We start from the raw sequence: 17,174 nt of genomic DNA, 5'->3' as shown, positions 1-17,174 counted from the left end.
CGCCAGCGCCCGTATCCCAATAGCCCTTGCGCGCAAAGTAATTTGTCACAGTGACGTATTGGCGGCGATGGACGGGGAGGCGGGGATGGGGTGCCCGGGGGCGCCTGCCCGGGGCATGGCTATTTGTCACAGTGACGTATTGACGGGCCGTGTCGCCGGAACGCGGGAGGGGTAAGTGGCCGCCCGCTGCACGCGTTACTGGCCCGTTCGGATGGCACCCCGAGTTGACGGCTCTCGTCTGGCGGCGGCCCCGTCGTCCGCGCCGATTGGGTTATCCGGCCGGCGGCAAGCAACGTCGTCGCATGGCCGCGCGGGCCAACGGCGGTGTAAACCAGCAGTTCACGGCGGGCATGGCTTGAACTCGGGATTAGCGTGTGCCGATAAGCGACATTATGTCAACTTAAGTACGCGCTCTTCACCAGGGGAATCAGGGCTGTCCCTCGTCCGCTCGCATCGGTCGACTTACCGGAGAGCTCGTAGGAAAAGACTTGGGCGTGCGGTTGACTGTCACTCGATCGCCGGGAACGTCCGCGAGAGGCGAGTGTGCGTCGCGAGCTGGTGGCGGCAGGGCATGTCCGGCAGCGCCCACGCTCACTATGAGACCGTGCTTTCCTAGCTGCAGGACTACACCGAGGACCTGGGGACGATCACCGTTCCCGTCTTGGTGATGCACGGCGACGACGATCAGATCGTCCCGTTCACAAGCGCGGTTCCCCGGGCGGTCGAACTACTTCAGAACGGTGCGTTGAAGACCTATGCCGGCTATCCGCACGGCATGTTGACCACGCACGCCGATGTCCTCAACCCGGATCTGCTCGCGTTCATCGCGTCCTGATCGGCACCGTCGGACCAGGCTCGACACCATACTGGCCCTGGCGCTGACGCGGTGAGTCCGTTGGGATGAAAGAGGCTGCTCGTGCCCGAAGACTCATTTGGGACATGCCGTTGAGCTGATCCCACGGCTCTATACCCCCGAACACCACGGGCTGGCAATGCATTTAAGCGGAATGTCGAGACCTGTTGCACCACAGCCGAGTTCGCCGATAATCTACGTCTGATCGAATCCTCTCGCGCTGCCTGAAGGCCACGCGCCCTATCCACTGCTAGCCCATGGTCAAGATCGCGCCCGCGGCGATGCCGATCACCGCGACCAGGGCTACGAAAATTACCGTGATCGACGCGCGCACGATATCTTCTTCCGTGGGTCGCCAGCGCGGCTTCAATTCGGCGAGAACGGTGTCCCCCCGCCAGGCAATAGCGTTGAGTCTTGCGACCGCCAAAGTGACATCGTCGCGCGCGTGGGACGCGCCTTCTCCCTGCGCTGGCTGGTGCTCGGCGATTGCGGTCGTCATATCAGCCCCCCAGGCTTGCGGACGTCGATCGGCGTTATCTGAGGCCGAAAGCTTTGGACTTCTGGTAAATCCAATGATACGAGTGCGAAAATCACGATTGCGGTAACGATCCTTAACGGTCGCAGCACAGAGTCGTGCTCCGCGCCAGCATTCTCGGCTGGCGGCGCCCCTGTCTCAGGCAGGTCGTCGGGTGACGGTTCACCCCGGCGTCGATGAGCGCCACTTTCTGGCCTGCCCCGCGCGAGAATCGCCACGTCGAGCGGTAATTCAGCATCGCCCCGTCAGTGTCGCTCACGGTTCCACGGCGACCACATGAGCAGTAATACGGCGGGTTACCAGCAAACTGCTCCTTGCTTGCAGCTCAAGTCTTTCCGCGCTGAACGCCTGATTCGGGCTACAGCCCGGGTGGTACGGCTTTGCCGTTCACCGTCACCTCGACCTGGCCGGTCTTCGGGTTGTACCCGATGCTGCCGTGCTCGAAGTTCGACACGAGCAGATCGCCGACGGCGTTCTGGTCGCTGATGGGCAACCCGAGCGGACCTGCCGAACCGTTAGTGCCACTGACGGCAGGCACGCCGTCCGGGCTGCGTGGGACGTTCCAGGCCTCCCGGATCTTGCCCAGGATGATATAGGCGGGCGTGCCGGCCTCACCGTTTCTGGCGGTAATCGCGCCGCCCTGGAACTGCTGAAATACCACGCCGCTCTCCCGTGTGCCCGCGTTGCGGTCACCCGTCAATGGTTTGCCGAGAGCCTGCCGCTGATCCTGGGTTGCCGACGAGTACTTGGCAGCGATCGGGCCGGTGAGAGTCACCTCGACGTCGCGCTCCCCGATGATCTTTACCTCGGAGGGCTGCGCCGGGGCTTGGGACGTGGAGGTGGCGCTCACCTTGGCCTGAGGCGGCGCCGACGCGTCGACGCTCTTGCCACTGCTGCAGCTCACAGTGATCAGCGCGACGGCGGCCATGCCGACGCCTGCGGCGTGGCGGTATGCGATCGTTCTCATGGGCTTCCTTTGGTTCGTAGGTGCAGTTACTTCGTGTTGTTACGTTGTGCTGTGACCCCGCGCTCACCGCGATCCGCCGCGACCCGCAATCTCGGGCCTACTACCAGTCCAAACGCGACCAAGGTAAGAAGCCGATCCAAGCCACCATCTGTCTGGCTCGACGCCGCACCAACGTCCTCTACGCCCTCATCCCCGACCACCGCACCTGGCAACCCGACTCACCCCCGATCACCGAATCGGCCGCTTGACTTCATCATTGAGAGTCCTCTCGCGCCTAGTGGCGCAGGCTGTCGCGGTCGTCGTAGCTTCGGACGAACTTACGCCCCGGTCGTAGACGGCGAGCCAGAGCACCTGAGTAAGGATCACCGGTGCTCGGTGAAATCCATCATGGGCTGGGCGGGCGTGTTCTATGACATCGCATCGGTGTCCGGCACGACGCGATATGCAGGAGTTGAACATCAAGCGTTTCCAGTAAACCAGGCCAACACGAACGGGGAATTTGCTCTGACATCGAGCTAATCAAATGAAGGAGCGCGCAGATCGCCAAGCGCTATTCAGCAAACATCGGGGTTTGAAATCCTGGGCTCTGGATACACCTTCGATCTAGCTGCCGCTTCTGGACAGGCGGCACATCACGAAGGGAGCCCGACGTGGCGTTCTCACACATTGCATCGAAAACGATGGCAGCAACAGCTGTATTTGCGGCGGCCGGACTCCTGGCGCCGGCACCGGCATTCGCCGATCCGCAAGTGCTCCAATTCGGCCAAATGGCAGAGATTTCCAGTAACGGCGGCACCATCGACTACACCGTGAGCAACCTGCAGCCCAGCGGCCACAACGACGGCGTGTGGTACTCCGACGTAACGGCCAAAGGTGTAAGCGGCAACGCAACTCCGAACATCGCCGATTTCAACGCTCGGGCCGCCAACAGCTCCACGTTCGCGGTGATGAAGGGCAACCAGACCGACGGCCTTCCTGAGGGCCCACTCCCCTTAGGCAATCCTGTTACGGGTCGCATTTACTTTGACGTTCGCAACGGTACGAACCCCGACAGTGTCGTCTACCGGGACGCCGGAGGCGCGGACAAGGTCGTCTGGAAAGGCTAGCAACGCGCCTTCCCGGCTAGCGCCTCGTGATCGAAACCTGGCTCTAGGAGCCACTTTGACGACTCCGACCGCTGCCGCTTGTCGTCCAATGCAACCAAACTTTTTCGTCTTTCGCTCTCACGGCGGAAGAACGCGTCTGGCATCTAGTGCACGGAGGCGACACCACCGGAGCCGGACGGCGACTCAGTGAGCACCGGCGATTAGCGGACTCAGATGCGCGTGCCGCTTCGCGCTGGTGTCGTTCAGAGAGACGTTTTTGCCTTTGGACTCGTATTTACGGGTGATGGCGTCGAGTGTAGCCACGCTTGAGGCGTCCCAGATGTGCGCGTCGGTCACGTCGATCACGATGTTGTCGGGGGACAACCGGTTTCACCATCGGTGGGCGTAAAGCACGTTGACAAGGACTTGCGCCGACCAGGTCCGAATCCGGTGCCGTTCATCGTAGGCTTTGGGCATGCATTCGTATCGTTGTGCCGTCGGGGTGATCATCAGCATTGCAGCAGCTGGCGTTTGCGGGACGGCATGCACTAAGAGCACCGCCGGACATGCCGCACATAGCACTAGCGGTATGGGCACCACTTCGCAGATCGCGACGTCGGCTCCATCGGTGGCCACGTCAGTGTCGCCAACCGGCCAGCCGGTCGGCACCGCGGTGATGAAGGTCAGTGGCGGCAGCTCCCCCGTGACTATCCGATACCGCATCAATGGAGGCCCAGAACAGACCGAGTCGAATGTGCCACTGCCGTGGGAAAAGCAGTACCCCGTCTACAACGAAGTGGAGTCGCAGGTAGCCGCCGACGGCGGAGACACCCCCCTGACATGCACGATCATCATGGATGGCGACAAGGTCGTGTCTCTCAAGAGCGAACCGCGGCCCACCTGTAACTTCGCCTACTGGGGCTGACCGCCGACGCCATCAGGTCCCTGCGTGGGCGGGTCGCCGTCAGCGGACCACTCGTAGGCCGTCAAGGGCGGCGGTGGTATCGGGGGTAGTCCGCCGCCATATATGTCGAGATATGGTGCGGCGTAAAGGTTTTTCCATGGCTGCACGCCGGCGCGGCGCCTGCGCACGTAAGTCACAATGAGGACGCCGCCCGCCACGACAAGAAATGCCAGCAATAACGCTTTGCCGACCAGCAGCGCAGTCATGAGCGAATTTTAGCCTTCCCGAAGGCGCGAGAAGGGCGTGCCGTTAGGAGCACCCGCGCCCCACCGCGGCGTCCATTACCGTCGAACGCCGGGTCGTGACCACTGAGGCTTGAGCGATGCCTGAGACCACTGTGATGAACCGACCCGATCCATCCCCCGACACCCCGCCCGCCGAACGACGATTGTCGCCGCCGTGCCATATCTTGGAGCGTCCGAGGCATGACGGAACGAGACGGAGGGCGCGTGCTGGACGACGACACAACGCTGTCGCCTGCCGACCTGCTCGAGTTGAATCGCGGCCTTCAGGGCTCGCCGACGATCCGCCTCCTGGCCACGCTGAACCTGAACCTCTATGCCACCTTGATGGAGCGACGGCTCAGCGGCGGCGTGGTGCCCGAGACTGACCTCGTCGTACGGCTCGAGCGCGATCTCGCCGCACTCGACCAGGCCGGCGAGCAGTCCGGCCTGGCCCTGATCAAGTCCTGGGCCAGCCAGGGCTGGCTGCACCGGGTCGCCGACCAGCGCTCCGGCGTTGAACGCAACCTGTGTTACCTGACTCAGGAGGCGCGCCGGGCGCTCGACTTCCTGCGGGGCATGCGCCGGCAGGACACCATCGCCACCGGCGGCTCGATCAACGGCATCGCGTCCCGGCTCAAGCAGGTCGCGCTGCGGGTCGGCAATAACCCCGACCGCATCCGCGCCAATATCGAGGCTGAAATCGCCGCGCTGCAAACCGAACTCGACGCCCTGGCCCAAAGCGACAGCTCAGGTGACCACACCCAAGACGTCGACCTCACCGACGCCTACGACGAAGCCCACGCCATCGCCCTCCAGATGGAACGCCTGATCACCGACATCGGCCAGTACGGGACCATGATCGAGCGGGCCACCGCGGCCCTCGACGATCCGATCGACAGCAACGTCGAATACCGCGACCGGCAGCGCCGCATGTACGCCGACTACGAGGCCGCCTGGGACTCCCAGGGCCGCGACTCGCACCGTGCCTTCCTGCGCATGATCAACGACCCCGATCAACGCGCCGAGTTCGAAGCCGACGTCGCCGCGGTCGCCGACGCCCTCCCGGCGCTGGACCCCGCCCTGCGCAAGGTGATGGCCGGCTTCTTCGAATTGGTCGGACATCAGATCGACGAAGTGGAACGCATCCAACAGCGCTGCGCGCAGCGCGTCAAACGGTTCACCGCGTTCGGCACCCTCGAGCAGAGCCGCGGCGTGGCCCGTCAGCTCAACGAGGCGATCGGCGCCGCCCGCAACCTGCTCAAGGCATCGCTGACCGACTCCCGGCTGGATATCGAACTCCCCCTGGCCCGGCACGCATTCAGTTCCGTTGGCGCACTGAGCTTTCGGATCGGCGACTTGTCTAACCCAAAGCCCGCCCAGGCGGCCGAGGGTGAGGTCGATCTGACCAGTTTCGCCGCGCTCACCACCCAGGTCGACGCACCCGCGATGTCCGAGATGATCAACACCGCGATCCGCTCCGGGGCGACACTGTCGCTGCCGGATGCGGTCGCCATGCTCGACTCGGCCTACCTCGGGCACGTCATCGTGCTGTGGTCCTGGGCGCTCAAACAACCGGAATCCGCACAGGTTTCCGAGTCGGTCACGGTCCGCTTTCAGTCCCTGGACGGGCGCGACCGCGAAATGGAGGTGCCGCACCTGATGTTCACCGAACCGGTTTCCACCCTGCTGGGAGCAACCGCGTGACCGTCGAAGAGGCCACTAGAGAGCCCACGGACTACAGCGGTTTCTCCGCACTCCCCCACGTCGACCAGACGGCCCGCGCGCCGCACCAGCGCCGGCCCCGGTTCGACGGCGACGTGTCCGAGCTGCCCGACCGTGCCTGCTGGGCGCTGCAGCAGCTGCTGACGCGCCGCTACATCAGCGCCGAAGCCGACCGCGACGTCTACACCTGGGTGCTGGAGTACCGCGCGCAGTTGTCCGTCAGGCTGTCCGAACTGGATCTGTTGCTCCGCATCGTGGAGGGTGCTGACGTCGCGTTCGTCGAACAGGCGCGCTACGAATCCGCCCGGGGCGTCAAGCTTTTGCGCCGTGAACCGCTGGGCACCTACGACTCGATCCTGGCGCTGCACCTGGCGCAGATGATGCGCGCCTCGGGTGATCAGGCCGTCGTGATCAGCCGCGACGAGATGCACGGGCTATTCTCCGGCGTGCTCAACGACGTCGACCGCGACGCCGTCACGTTCACCGCGCGCATCGATGGCGCCATCGCGCGGCTGGCGTCGCTGGAGATCTTGCGCAAGACCCGCGACGACGAGGACAGCTACACCGTCAGCCCGGTCATCAACGCCGTCATGACGGCCTCGGTGATCAGCGAGCTGCAGCGGCAGTTCGAGATCCTGCTGGGCGGCGGGGTTCCCGACGAGCAGGGCCACGACGACGAGGAGGAACGTGAGGATGACTGAACAGTTCCACCTGTCGCGCCTGCAGGTCATCAACTGGGGTGTCTTCGACGGGTATCACTCGATCCCGTTCAGCGAAGGCGGCGCACTGATCGCCGGCGCCTCCGGAAGCGGCAAATCCTCACTGCTGGATGCCATTTCGCTCGGCTTCCTGCCGTTCAACCGGCGCAACTTCAACGCCTCCGGCGACAACACCGCCGCCGGGTCCAGCGCGGGCCGGCGGACCGTCGACAAATACGTCCGCGGCGCCTGGGGCCAACGCAGCGAGGCCGGCGCCAGCAAGGTCATGTACCTGCGCGGCGACGGCACCGCCTGGTCGGCCATCGCCGTCACCTACACCAGCAACAGCGGCCGCACCGTCACCGGCCTGGTGCTCAAATGGCTCACCGGCGAATCCCGCTCGGACTCCTCGAGCCGGTTCGTGCTGGCCGACGGCGACCGCGACATCGAGAACGTCTGCAATCGCTGGGCCGCCGGCCGCTTCGACGCCGCCGTGTTCAAAGACGACTGGCGGTTCTCCACCAAGGTGGAATCGCAGTACCTCGCCCAGCTGTACGCCACGATCGGCATCCGCGCGTCCGACGCCGCACAGCAGCTGCTCGGCAAAGCAAAGTCGTTGAAAAGTGTTGGCGGGCTTGAACAGTTCGTTCGGGAGTTCATGCTCGACGAGCCCGCTAGCCTGACCCGGCTGCCCGAAGCGCTCAAGCAGATCGACCCGCTGGTCGACGCCCGTGAACTGCTGGCCGTCGCGCAACGCAAACGCAAGATCCTCGGCGACATCGAAAAGATCCAGCAGCGCTACGCCTCGGAGTCCTCCGACCTGGGCATCATTGATCTCGTCGACCAGCCGATGGTCCGCGCGTACACCGATCACCTCCGGCTCGCGCAATGCCCGGCGCAGATCGAATCGCTCGACGCCACCATCGACCAGCTCGGCAACGAATACGAGGACGTCACCCGCCAGCTGAATCTTGCCAAGGCCGAAGGTGATTCGCTCAACACGCAGATCAGCGGATCCAGCACCAGCCTCGGTCCGTTGCAGTCGCAGGTGGCCGGTGCCGAGGCGCACGCAGAGCAAGTGTCGCGTCGGCGCACCGCCTACGAATCCATGCTCAATACCCACGGCCTCGACATCCCGGACTCCGCCGACGAATTCTGGAACCTGCGCGAGGAACTCAGCACGCGCGCCACCGAACTGCTGGCCAAACTCGATCGCGGTCGGGAAGCCTCCACCGATGCCGAATACGCCCAGAAGGTCGCCCGCATCGCCCGCGACGACGCCGCCAAGGAACTCAAACGGGTCGAGCGCGTCGGCTCGGCGCTTCCGGAGTTCGCGCTCACCATGCGCGAACACATCTGCGCCGCCGTCGGTATCGATCCCGGTGAGCTCCCGTATATCGCCGAGCTGATGGATCTGCGGCCCGAGCAGAGCCGGTGGCGCGTCGCCGTCGAGAAAGTGCTGCGCGGCGTGGGTCTGCGGCTGCTCGTGCCCGACACTCACTATGCGGCGGTGCTGCGGTTCGTCAACGAGACCAACATGGGCGGGCGGCTGCAGCTGCATCACGTCCGCGCCAGGTTCGTCGGCGCCGACGTTACCGAGGCCGACCCGAACACGTTGGCCGGCAAGCTGTTCGTGGTCGACCCGACCCATGACTGCGCCGCCGAGGCCGCCGACGTCATCGCCGCCGCCGGTGATCACATCTGCGTCGACACCCCGGACGTGTTCTCCCGGTTCCGGCGCGCCGTCACCGACACCGGCCTGTACAAGGAATCCGAGCGCCTGGCGATCAAGGACGATCGCCGGCCCCTCAAGCAGGCCGACTACATCTACCAGGGCGACGTGGCCGCCAAGATCGACGCGCTGACCGTCGATTTGGCCAATGCCGAAGAGGCGTTTCGCCGGGCCCGCGCCGTCGCCGACGACATCGCCGCCGAGCGTCAGCAGTGGCGGGACCGGGCCGCGGCGTTCAAGGCGATCTGCGATCAGTTCGAGCAGTGGACCCACGTCGACACCGACACCGCCGACGGCCACGCCGACCGGCTGCGCGAGCAGTTCGAGCTGCTGCTGGCCGACAACCCCGATATCGAGGCGCTCACCGCCCGCGCCGAGGAGTGCTGGGAGCAGATCCAGGCCCTGATGACCCGCCGCGGCGCCATCCAGACCCGACGCGACGACCTCGACGGTCGCCGCACCCGGCTGCTGGAGCTGCTGGAACGGCTCGCCCCGGCGTTCGTGTCCGAACCGCTGACCGACCTGCTGAATCGCTACGCTGCCGACGTGCCGGTGTCGCTGGACATGCTCAACCCCGAACCGCACCGCGACGCGGTCTTCACCGCGATCCGCCGCGAACGCGAGCAACTGCGCGAAAGCCGCAGGCGCTCATACGATGAGCTCGCGCGGATCCTCAACACGTTCGACACCGCGTTCCCCGATGCGATCCCCAACGACAGCGACGTGTTCGACGAGCGCGTGCACGATTACGTCGCGCTGTGTCGACACATCGACGAGCGGGAACTGCCCGAGGCCTACGAGCGGATGCTGCGACTGGTCACCGAGCAGGCGCCCGACGCCATCCTGACCCTGCACCGCGTCGCCGAGCAGGAGGCCCGGCGCATCAGCGAGCAGATCGAACGCGTCAACACCGGGCTGGGTGCGGTGGAGTTCAACCGCGGTACCCGGCTAACCCTGCGCGCCACCTCGCGCAGCCTGACCGCGGTCGCCGAACTCACCGAGATCGTCCGCTCGATCTCGCGGCGTATCGCCGAAGTGGGGCTCGGTGACAAGCAGGCCATCTTGGACCAGTACGCCGACATCTTGCGCCTGCGCAACCGATTGGCCTCGACCGCACCGGAAGACAAGGCCTGGACCCGCGACGCCCTCGATGTCCGCAACCGGTTCACCTTCGACTGCGCCGAATGGGACGTCAGCAGCGACGACCTGATCCGCACCCACAGCAACTCCGGCGACAACTCCGGCGGCGAGCAGGAGAAGCTGATGGCCTTCTGCCTGGCCGGAGCGTTGAGCTTCAACCTCGCCAACCCGGAAAGTGCCGACAACAAACCGGTTTTCGCCCAGCTGATGCTCGACGAGGCCTTCTCCAAGTCCGACCCGCAGTTCGCCCAGCAGGCGCTGCAGGCCTTCCGCAAGTTCGGCTTCCAGCTCGTCATCGTGGCCACCGTGCAAAACGCCACCACCATCCAGCCCTACATCGACAGCGTGGTGATGGTGTCCAAGCGCGAAGCCACCGGCCGCAACGCCCGCCCAGTTGCGACCGTGACCACAAAGACGATCACGGACTTCACCGCGCTGCGCCACGAGTTGCGGACGTCGGCCGCGCTGGTCCCGGCCGGGGTGTGACGCACCAACGCAATTGGAGGAGCCCGGCCCGCCGCCGAGTCGACCTCGACGGGCTCCGCGTGCTCCCTAGCCGGCAGGAGGTGCCACTGGCGGACGGCATTCGTTGGCGCCTGGATCCCACCACCAGCCGTTGTCGCATGCGAGCGGTTGCGGCCCGACACCCAGGGGTCGGCACACATTGGCCGTCGGGTCCCACCACTGGCCCGGGTCGCACGCCAAGGGCTGTGGCCCGACTCCAAGGGGTCGGCAGACCTTGCCCGTCGGATCCCACCACTCGCCGTCCGCGCAATCGGCCTTGCTCACTGCCGGCGTCATGAGCGTCACGGCGGCCATCGACGCGAACGCCAACATGACGATGACTACGAATTGGCGAATGAACGTCCTCATCGTGGACCTCCCATCGGTTATCCAATATCGAACCCAGCCTCGGGCGTCGAGGTCAAGGGCGTTTTTCGCGATCGAGTAGAGGTCGGGCCATTGTTCCGATGAATTTGCCGGTGGCTCACGAGTCAGACCTTCGAATCAACAAATCGAGCGCAAAGGTGGAGCCATGTCCCGCGAAAGCACGGCCTTGCCGCCGGTCGTCGATCACCAAACCTGGCGCGCCGCCCTCGACGAGCTGCGCACCCGGGAGAAGGCCGCCACCCGCGAATTGGATGCGATCGCCGCCCAGCGGCGACGTCTTCCGATGGTCGAAGTGGCCGATTACACCCTGGTCGGTGCCGATGGGCCCATCCGCCTGGCCGACGTGTTCGACGGCCGATCGCAGTTGATCGTCTACCACCACATGTGGTCCGACGGCGCGGAGTGGCAGTGCGCCGGGTGCACGGGGTTTACCTCGCAATTCACCCGGTTGGAGTTCCTCGACAACTACGACGCCCGGTTCGTCATCGTGACCAACGGACCGATCGAGGAGGCACTCGCCTACAAGCGCAAGGTCGGCAACCGGATGGACTGGTATTCGTCATCGCAGAGCCCGTTCGGCACCGACATGGACGCACCGCCCGGTGGCGGTTTCGGGGTCAACGTTTTCCTGCGCGACGGCGACAGGGTGTACCGGACGTGGCACACGAACGGGCGAGGGACCGAGCAACTCAGTCACTCGTTCGGGCTGATCGAGATCCTGCCGTGGGGTCGCCAAGAGGAATGGCTCGATTCGCCCGAAGGGTGGCCTTCGCGGCCCACATACTCGGGGTGGCTCGACTCCCCCGCCATCGCGGCCGCGTACGGATCGACGACAAGTGAGGACAACGCATGAGCGCCAACGCCGAACGGTACGTCGTAACCCGCACCATCGCGGCCAGCCCGGCCAAGATTTTCGCGGTCCTGGCCGACCCATCCCGCCACCAGAACACCGAGCCGACCGACTGGGTCCGCGACGCCGTGGACGCCGCGCCGATCACCGGAGCGGGCCAGATGTTCGCGATGAACATGTACCTCACCCAGGCGGGCGGCGACTACGTCACGCACAACCTGGTCAATGTGTTCGAAGTGGACCGTGCCATCGCCTGGATGCCGGGGGTGCTCGACGACGCGGGCAACCACTCTCCGGGCGGGTGGTTCTGGCGTTACGACCTCACCCCGAACGGTGATCGCACCGACGTCACCCTCATGTACGACTGGAGCGGGACGCCCCAGGCTTTCCGGGACCGCGTCGGCGAGATGCCCATCTTCGGCGAGGATTACCTCGACGCGTCACTGGCCGCCTTAGAACGCTCGGTTGGGGCTGAAGATCGGCCTACCGCAGGCTGACGAGTTGCTCGACCGAATCCCTGGGTAGCTCACCGTCGGTCACTGCCGTGACTGTCATATTCTGCAACGTGATGGCGCCCTTGTGATTGTCCAGGAATGCGGTGTCAGCGGCGTCTCGACCCGTGGCAATCCGTACCATCGACTGCCGGGGCGCCAGGCACGTGGCGTCGACGACCCTCCATGCGCCGTCGACGAATGCCTCGGCCACCGCGTGGAAATCCATTGGCTGGCAACCCGGTGCGTACACCGCCACCAAGCGGGCGGGAACATCGAGCGCGCGCAATATGGCGATGACGAGATGCGCATAATCGCGACACACACCGGCACCGGCAAGGAGTGTGTCGGTGGCGCCGTCGATCGGATCGCTGGATCCCGGGACATACTTCACTCGAGTGCCAACCCATGACGAGACTCTTTCGAGAAGCGTGACCGAGCTGCCGTACTGCTGAAATTCGGTCGTGGCAAACCCGAGGAACTTGTCGGACTCCGCATACCGACTCGGGCGCAGATAAACACTCAGGTCGACATCACTGACCGGCGGCACGTCGGCTTGGCCAGCGACCGTCGCCGAGTACGACGCGGTGACGGTTCCCCTGCCCGCCTGCACAACATGAATCCGCGTCAGATGCTCACCAACGACTTCGCGCGGTTCAATTGGCTTCCCGTTCAGTTCGATTGCCAGTGACTCGTCGACGGTGACGCCCGGTTGACGGCTGACCGTGATCTGGAAATCCAATGTCGTCGGTTCGGTAACTTCGACTTCGATATAGGCGCCGACTTTACGAACGGTGATTATCGAACTCGAATCGGTTTCGGCGGTGCGAGTTTTCCATGAAGGCATACGGTGCGGCCCCCTCTACTCAGCCAGATCCCGCTCGCTGCTTGGCAGGGCCTTCGTGTGCGCACTGTTTCCAATAGCTTAGTCGTAGAGTCCCGCCGCGTCGCGGCGGTGGCGGCGGCACCCATTTCCCGCGATCACCCGCCATCCGACGAAAATATCGGGTTAACCAGTGCGGGTTTTGCGTGGTTTCGGTTGTCTCTCAAAGCGTCTGCTGCCTGGGGTGCCTGGAGCCACCGGCATTCCGGCACTCCACTCGTCGACACCGCCATCGACACGGCGCACACTTGTCGAATGGAGGTATGTCATTACATCGCCGTTATGCTGACCGCACCGCCGCTGACCGCACCGCAACCCGCGCGCCGGTTTCGGGCTTCGACGCGACCGCGGACGGCGTGATGGGACCCGAGCCGCGCCACGTACTCAACGGCCTCTCGGACATACGCGCGTTCTTTCACACCAACAAGGTGCCGCTGTTCTTCATCTCCCCGACCCCGTTCAACCTGCTGGGCGTTGACCGCTGGATACGAAACTTCTTCTACCTTACGTACTTTGACTCTTTCGAGGGCACACACTCGCGCGTGTTCGTGCCTCGCCGACGAGACCGCCGTGATTTTGACTCCATGGACGAGGTGTGCAGCCATCTGTTGTCCGATCCCGAGACGCTCGAGTTCATCGCGGGCAAAGGTCCCGGTGGCAAGTGCTGCTTCGTGATGATGAACGAAGAAATTCAGTCCCTCGCGCGGCAGGCCGGGCTCGAGGTCATGCACCCGCGAATGGAGCTGCGCGAGCGTCTGGGCTCCAAGATCGTCATGACTCGCTTGGCCAACGAGGCGGGTATCCCGAGCGTGCCGCACGTCATCGGGCGGGCCGGTTCGTACGACGAATTGCAGGCGCTCGCACAAGGCGCCGGATTAGGAGATGACCTGGTCATCTCGATCGCGTACGGCAACGCCGGCAGCGGGACGTTCTTTGTGCACGGTCGGCGCGACTGGGACGAACACGCGGGTGACCTGACGTCGCAGCCAGAACTCAAGGTCATGAAGCGGATCCGCAATGTCGAGGTATGCCTCGAGGGTGCCGTGACCCGCCACGGCACCGTGGTCGGCCCCGCGATGACGAGCCTGGTCGGTTATTCGGAGCTGACGCCGAGCCGGGGCAGCTGGTGTGGCAATGACATCTGGCACGAGGTGCTGCCGCCTGCCCAGACGCACGCCGCGCGAGAAATGGTGACAAAGCTGGGTGACGTCATGCGCCGCGAGGGTTACCTCGGCTACTTCGAGGTGGACATTCTGCATGACCTCGACTCCGACGAGCTCTACCTGGGCGAGGTGAACCCGCGCCTGAGTGGCGCCAGCCCGATGACGAACCTGACCACCGAGGCCTACGCCGACATGCCGCTATTTCTCTTTCACCTGCTCGAGTACATGGACGTCGAGTACGAACTCGACATCGACGAGATCAACGCGCGCTGGGAGCGGGGCTATGGCGAGGACGAGGTCTGGGGCCAGGTGATACTCACCGAGACCTCACCGGAGATCGAGCTATTCACCGCGACACCACGCACCGGGGTGTGGCGCATCGACGACGACGGTCGGGTCTCCTTTTCGCGGACCGCCAACGACTGGGCCACGCTGCTCGACGGGTCCGAGGCTTTTTACATGCGTGTCGCGGCGCCCGGCGACTTGCGGTCCGAGGGCGCCCAACTCGGCGTGCTCGTCACTCGCTCACACCTGCAGACCGACGACTATCAGCTCAGCGAGCGCTGTCAGCGCTGGGTTAAGGGCATGAAGGCGAAGTTCGTCTCAACGCCCCTGACGCCGGCTGCGCCGATCGTCTCGCGGCTCGTCGCCCGCGCGTGAGCCCCCCGGCCGGTATCTCACTGAACAACTGGCTGGCGCCGCCCTATGCGCAGTGGTCCTTCCAGCACGTCGAAGACATGGTTCCGACCGCGGTCATCTCGCGCGGGGCCGGGCCCGTCGCTGCCCTGCCCGCGGCCGGTGCCTCCATCGCCGAGATCCCGGTGACCAACACCAACCGGGCGGCCACCACGGTCGGCGCGGTGATGGCAGCGACCGCTACCGACGGGTGGGCAGTCGCCCACCGCGGTGCGATGGTGGCCGAGGAGTACGTCAACGGCATGGTGGCCCAGACCCGGCACCTGATGTTCTCGGTGAGCAAGTCGCTGGTGGCGTCCGTCGTCGCCGCGCTACGCGGCTCCGGCGCGATCGAGATTGACGCGCCTGTCACGAAATACGTTCCTGCCCTTGCGAATTGCGGCTATGCCGGTGCGACGGTGCGCCACCTGCTGGACATGAGGTCGGGTATCGCCTTCTCGGAGGATTACGACGACCCGGCCGCCGAGATCCACCTCCTCGACCAGGCGATGGGCTGGGCACCGAAAAGCAATCCGGACGGACACGCCACGGTGCGCGACTTCCTGCTGACCCTGCGGCAGAAGTCGGCTCACGGCGGCCCCTTCGAATATCGCTCGTGTGAAACCGACGTGCTCGGCTGGATCTGCGAGGTCGCCGGCGGCTGGCGGATGCCCGAACTGATGTCGGAATTGCTGTGGAGCCGCATCGGCGCCCAATGCGACGCCACCATCGGTGTCGATCCCGCCGGCACCGGTTTTTTCGACGGCGGGATCAGCGCCTGCCTCAGCGACATGATCCGGTTCGGTTCGCTGTTCTTGCGCGAGGGCGTGTCGCTGACCGACCGGCAAGTATTGCCGGCGGCGTGGATCGCCGACACCCTCGACGGCGGCCCCGACTCGCGTCAGGCGTTCGCCGCCAGCCCCGATCACGACACCGATTTGCCCGGCGGGATGTACCGCAACCATATGTGGTTCCCGTATCCCGGGAACAACGTGGTGTTGTGCCTGGGCATGTGCGGCCAGATGATCTACGTCAACCGCACCGCGGAGCTGGTCGCGGCCAAGTTGTCCACCCAGCCGCACTCTCACGAGCCGCACATGTTGGACACGTTGCGCGCATTCGATGCGGTGGCATACCAACTGGCTGGTATCACCGGCTAACCGGCGCACGCTGCGAATTTCGGCGAGCCGCGAAGGCAAACTTTGGCTATTCTGCTGTGTGTCTTGCTTTGCAGCGGTGCACTTTTGGCGGCCTATGATGGCGCCGCGAAGATTGGAAGGGAACCGAATGTTCTCACCTCGAAGGCTGGCCGGAATCGCCGTCCCCATCATGGTTGCCGCCGCACCGTCCGGTAGCGCCGGCATTGCTGCGGCCACCCCCCAAGATGACGCATACCTCGCACAACTGCGCGCCGTCGGCCTCACGTGGCCGCCGAAGACGGAAGAGGCACTCATCGCCGAGGCGCACGATGTGTGTTACGACCTCACTTGGGGTTGGACGCCCCAGCAGATCGCCGACGACCTGCACGCCCGCCTGGACACGAAGGGCGTGACGTTGCTGGACGTCGGGAGCCTGGTCAACGCCGCACACTCGATCTACTGCCCCGGCAATGTGTGCGACGCCCCGAGCCTTTGCACCTAGACAGGGACGGTCACCCTCCCGCGCAAAAAATGCACGCAGGGCTCCCGGCAAGGGGCGCAATAAGTGGCTGTAGCGTGACGGCCGTGAACTTTTCCCGGATGAATCCCTCCGCCGCGCTCGCGGCCGCTGTCGCGGCAACCGCTATGACGTTCGCCGGCGCGGGCACGGCCACCGCGGCCGGTTCATGCCCGACGGCAGCGCCGCCGAACGGTGCAACGCCTGACTGGACGCTGAGCGGTACTACCGGCAGCGTCGCGGTCACCGGATCCACGGATACCACCGCTCCGCTTGTGAAAGTGACCGCACCGTTCAGCGTGAGCCAGACCCAGGTGCACACGCTGCATGCCGGCGATGGACCGGTGGTCTCGAACACCGCCAGGGTCTCCGTCTGCTACATGGGCGTCAACGGACGTGACGGGTCCGTCTTCGACAGCAGCTACCAGCGCGGCGCCCCGGTGGACTTCCCCCTTACCGGAGTGGTGCCGGGCTTTCAGAAGGCCATCGCAGGGCAAAAGGTCGGGTCCACGGTCGCCGTCGCGATGGTCCCCGCGGACGGCTACCCCGAAGGCCAGCCCAGCGCTGGAATTCAGCCTGGCGATTCGCTCGTCTTCGCGATCAAGATCCTCAGCGCCGCGGGCTAGTCGGCCCACCGAATCCCTT

17 protein-coding genes and 2 pseudogenes are annotated in these 17,174 nt (G+C 65.0%); 13 read left to right on the top strand and 6 right to left on the bottom strand.

Annotated elements, in window-relative coordinates; genetic code table 11:
* Nucleotides 1–661 precede the first annotated feature (661 nt).
* Nucleotides 662–835 carry an alpha/beta fold hydrolase gene (locus G6N50_RS30030; protein WP_372509896.1) on the top strand — a complete coding sequence of 58 codons (174 nt, stop codon included), beginning with the start codon at nucleotides 662–664 and terminating at the stop codon, nucleotides 833–835.
* Nucleotides 836–1,103: 268 nt separating this feature from the next.
* Here the strand turns inward: G6N50_RS30030 and G6N50_RS06755 are convergent, their stop codons facing one another.
* Together G6N50_RS06755 and G6N50_RS06750 are read right to left on the bottom strand one after the other, a co-directional pair.
* Entirely contained in the window at nucleotides 1,104–1,352 is a 249-nt protein-coding gene (locus tag G6N50_RS06755) for a hypothetical protein (protein WP_083092418.1), read from the bottom strand.
* Between the two features lie 394 nt (nucleotides 1,353–1,746).
* Nucleotides 1,747–2,355 (bottom strand): LGFP repeat-containing protein, encoded by a 609-nt coding sequence (locus G6N50_RS06750; protein WP_083092422.1) that lies wholly within the window; start codon nucleotides 2,353–2,355, stop codon nucleotides 1,747–1,749.
* A 67-nt stretch (nucleotides 2,356–2,422) separates the two neighbouring features.
* Here G6N50_RS06750 and G6N50_RS06745 point away from each other — a divergent pair.
* Nucleotides 2,423–2,603: pseudogene (locus tag G6N50_RS06745) on the top strand (IS110 family transposase); the annotation flags it as partial.
* 402 nt (nucleotides 2,604–3,005) lie between these two features.
* Nucleotides 3,006–3,461 carry an MPT63 family protein gene (locus tag G6N50_RS06735; RefSeq protein WP_083092424.1) on the top strand — a complete coding sequence of 152 codons (456 nt, stop codon included), beginning with the start codon at nucleotides 3,006–3,008 and terminating at the stop codon, nucleotides 3,459–3,461.
* Between the two features lie 183 nt (nucleotides 3,462–3,644).
* Here G6N50_RS06735 and G6N50_RS06730 read toward each other — a convergent pair.
* Nucleotides 3,645–3,818: pseudogene (locus tag G6N50_RS06730) on the bottom strand (SulP family inorganic anion transporter); the annotation flags it as partial.
* A 211-nt stretch (nucleotides 3,819–4,029) separates the two neighbouring features.
* Between G6N50_RS06730 and G6N50_RS06725 the strand changes: the two are divergent.
* Nucleotides 4,030–4,365, top strand: coding sequence for a hypothetical protein (locus G6N50_RS06725; RefSeq protein WP_142275395.1), 336 nt, complete (start codon nucleotides 4,030–4,032; stop codon nucleotides 4,363–4,365).
* Here G6N50_RS06725 and G6N50_RS06720 read toward each other — a convergent pair.
* Complete coding sequence (locus G6N50_RS06720) at nucleotides 4,353–4,610, bottom strand: hypothetical protein (RefSeq protein WP_083092430.1); 258 nt, start codon at nucleotides 4,608–4,610, stop codon at nucleotides 4,353–4,355. The two genes, G6N50_RS06725 and G6N50_RS06720, sit on opposite strands and share 13 nt — an antisense overlap.
* Before the next feature lie 219 nt (nucleotides 4,611–4,829).
* Between G6N50_RS06720 and G6N50_RS06715 the strand changes: the two genes are divergently transcribed.
* The 3 genes from G6N50_RS06715 to G6N50_RS06705 are packed head-to-tail and all read left to right on the top strand — an operon-like array spanning nucleotide 4,830 to nucleotide 10,406.
* The gene (locus tag G6N50_RS06715; protein WP_083092432.1) at nucleotides 4,830–6,332 is read left to right on the top strand and encodes a DUF3375 domain-containing protein; all 1,503 of its coding nucleotides are present in this window, start codon (nucleotides 4,830–4,832) and stop codon (nucleotides 6,330–6,332) included.
* Nucleotides 6,329–7,051: a DUF4194 domain-containing protein gene (locus G6N50_RS06710; protein WP_083092434.1), complete on the top strand. Its 723-nt coding sequence runs from the start codon at nucleotides 6,329–6,331 to the stop codon at nucleotides 7,049–7,051. Before G6N50_RS06715 ends, G6N50_RS06710 begins: the two co-directional genes overlap by 4 nt.
* On the top strand, nucleotides 7,044–10,406 hold the full coding sequence (locus G6N50_RS06705; RefSeq protein ID WP_083092436.1) for an ATP-binding protein: 3,363 nt from the start codon (nucleotides 7,044–7,046) through the stop codon (nucleotides 10,404–10,406). The genes G6N50_RS06710 and G6N50_RS06705 overlap by 8 nt, the downstream gene beginning before the upstream one ends.
* Nucleotides 10,407–10,472: 66 nt before the next feature.
* Here the strand turns inward: G6N50_RS06705 and G6N50_RS06700 are convergent, their stop codons facing one another.
* The gene (locus tag G6N50_RS06700; RefSeq protein WP_083092438.1) at nucleotides 10,473–10,793 is read right to left on the bottom strand and encodes a hypothetical protein; all 321 of its coding nucleotides are present in this window, start codon (nucleotides 10,791–10,793) and stop codon (nucleotides 10,473–10,475) included.
* A gap of 163 nt (nucleotides 10,794–10,956) precedes the next feature.
* Here G6N50_RS06700 and G6N50_RS06695 point away from each other — a divergent pair, with 163 nt between their 5' ends.
* Together G6N50_RS06695 and G6N50_RS06690 are read left to right on the top strand one after the other, a co-directional pair.
* Nucleotides 10,957–11,664 (top strand): DUF899 domain-containing protein, encoded by a 708-nt coding sequence (locus G6N50_RS06695; protein WP_083092440.1) that lies wholly within the window; start codon nucleotides 10,957–10,959, stop codon nucleotides 11,662–11,664.
* Entirely contained in the window at nucleotides 11,661–12,158 is a 498-nt protein-coding gene (locus tag G6N50_RS06690; RefSeq protein WP_083092442.1) for an SRPBCC family protein, read from the top strand. Before G6N50_RS06695 ends, G6N50_RS06690 begins: the two co-directional genes overlap by 4 nt.
* Here G6N50_RS06690 and G6N50_RS06685 read toward each other — a convergent pair.
* Nucleotides 12,145–12,999, bottom strand: a complete 855-nt coding sequence (locus G6N50_RS06685) for a transglutaminase-like domain-containing protein (RefSeq protein WP_083092444.1) — start codon at nucleotides 12,997–12,999, stop codon at nucleotides 12,145–12,147. The genes G6N50_RS06690 and G6N50_RS06685 overlap by 14 nt on opposite strands.
* A gap of 395 nt (nucleotides 13,000–13,394) precedes the next feature.
* Between G6N50_RS06685 and G6N50_RS06680 the strand changes: the two genes are divergently transcribed.
* The 4 genes from G6N50_RS06680 to G6N50_RS06665 all read left to right on the top strand — a co-directional run bounded on the left by G6N50_RS06680 (nucleotide 13,395) and on the right by G6N50_RS06665 (nucleotide 17,155).
* Nucleotides 13,395–14,858: a biotin carboxylase gene (locus G6N50_RS06680; protein WP_083092647.1), complete on the top strand. Its 1,464-nt coding sequence runs from the start codon at nucleotides 13,395–13,397 to the stop codon at nucleotides 14,856–14,858.
* A complete protein-coding gene (locus G6N50_RS06675) occupies nucleotides 14,855–16,033 on the top strand; it encodes a serine hydrolase domain-containing protein (protein ID WP_083092446.1) in 1,179 nt (392 codons plus the stop codon). Before G6N50_RS06680 ends, G6N50_RS06675 begins: the two co-directional genes overlap by 4 nt.
* Before the next feature lie 127 nt (nucleotides 16,034–16,160).
* Entirely contained in the window at nucleotides 16,161–16,514 is a 354-nt protein-coding gene (locus G6N50_RS06670) for a DUF732 domain-containing protein (protein WP_428838849.1), read from the top strand.
* A 98-nt stretch (nucleotides 16,515–16,612) separates the two neighbouring features.
* Nucleotides 16,613–17,155 (top strand): FKBP-type peptidyl-prolyl cis-trans isomerase, encoded by a 543-nt coding sequence (locus tag G6N50_RS06665; RefSeq protein WP_232068968.1) that lies wholly within the window; start codon nucleotides 16,613–16,615, stop codon nucleotides 17,153–17,155.
* Nucleotides 17,156–17,174 lie beyond the last annotated feature (19 nt).

The sequence above is a fragment of the Mycobacterium mantenii genome, assembly GCF_010731775.1.
GTDB lineage: Bacteria > Actinomycetota > Actinomycetes > Mycobacteriales > Mycobacteriaceae > Mycobacterium > Mycobacterium mantenii.
The sequence above is the reverse complement of the archived record's forward strand: the minus strand, read 5'-3'. Positions and strand labels throughout refer to the sequence as shown.

What these genes read in the sequence shown, in the direction of transcription:
- G6N50_RS06755 (WP_083092418.1), bottom strand. Translation starts at nt 1,352, where the DNA reads ATGACGACCGCAATCGCCGAGCACCAGCCAGCGCAGGGAGAAGGCGCG.
- G6N50_RS06750 (WP_083092422.1), bottom strand. Translation starts at nt 2,355, where the DNA reads ATGAGAACGATCGCATACCGCCACGCCGCAGGCGTCGGCATGGCCGCC.
- G6N50_RS06725 (WP_142275395.1), top strand. Translation starts at nt 4,030, where the DNA reads ATGGGCACCACTTCGCAGATCGCGACGTCGGCTCCATCGGTGGCCACG.
- G6N50_RS06720 (WP_083092430.1), bottom strand. Translation starts at nt 4,610, where the DNA reads ATGACTGCGCTGCTGGTCGGCAAAGCGTTATTGCTGGCATTTCTTGTC.
- G6N50_RS06715 (WP_083092432.1), top strand. Translation starts at nt 4,830, where the DNA reads ATGACGGAACGAGACGGAGGGCGCGTGCTGGACGACGACACAACGCTG.
- G6N50_RS06705 (WP_083092436.1), top strand. Translation starts at nt 7,044, where the DNA reads ATGACTGAACAGTTCCACCTGTCGCGCCTGCAGGTCATCAACTGGGGT.
- G6N50_RS06700 (WP_083092438.1), bottom strand. Translation starts at nt 10,793, where the DNA reads ATGAGGACGTTCATTCGCCAATTCGTAGTCATCGTCATGTTGGCGTTC.
- G6N50_RS06695 (WP_083092440.1), top strand. Translation starts at nt 10,957, where the DNA reads ATGTCCCGCGAAAGCACGGCCTTGCCGCCGGTCGTCGATCACCAAACC.
- G6N50_RS06690 (WP_083092442.1), top strand. Translation starts at nt 11,661, where the DNA reads ATGAGCGCCAACGCCGAACGGTACGTCGTAACCCGCACCATCGCGGCC.
- G6N50_RS06685 (WP_083092444.1), bottom strand. Translation starts at nt 12,999, where the DNA reads ATGCCTTCATGGAAAACTCGCACCGCCGAAACCGATTCGAGTTCGATA.
- G6N50_RS06680 (WP_083092647.1), top strand. Translation starts at nt 13,395, where the DNA reads ATGGGACCCGAGCCGCGCCACGTACTCAACGGCCTCTCGGACATACGC.
- G6N50_RS06670 (WP_428838849.1), top strand. Translation starts at nt 16,161, where the DNA reads ATGTTCTCACCTCGAAGGCTGGCCGGAATCGCCGTCCCCATCATGGTT.
- G6N50_RS06665 (WP_232068968.1), top strand. Translation starts at nt 16,613, where the DNA reads ATGAATCCCTCCGCCGCGCTCGCGGCCGCTGTCGCGGCAACCGCTATG.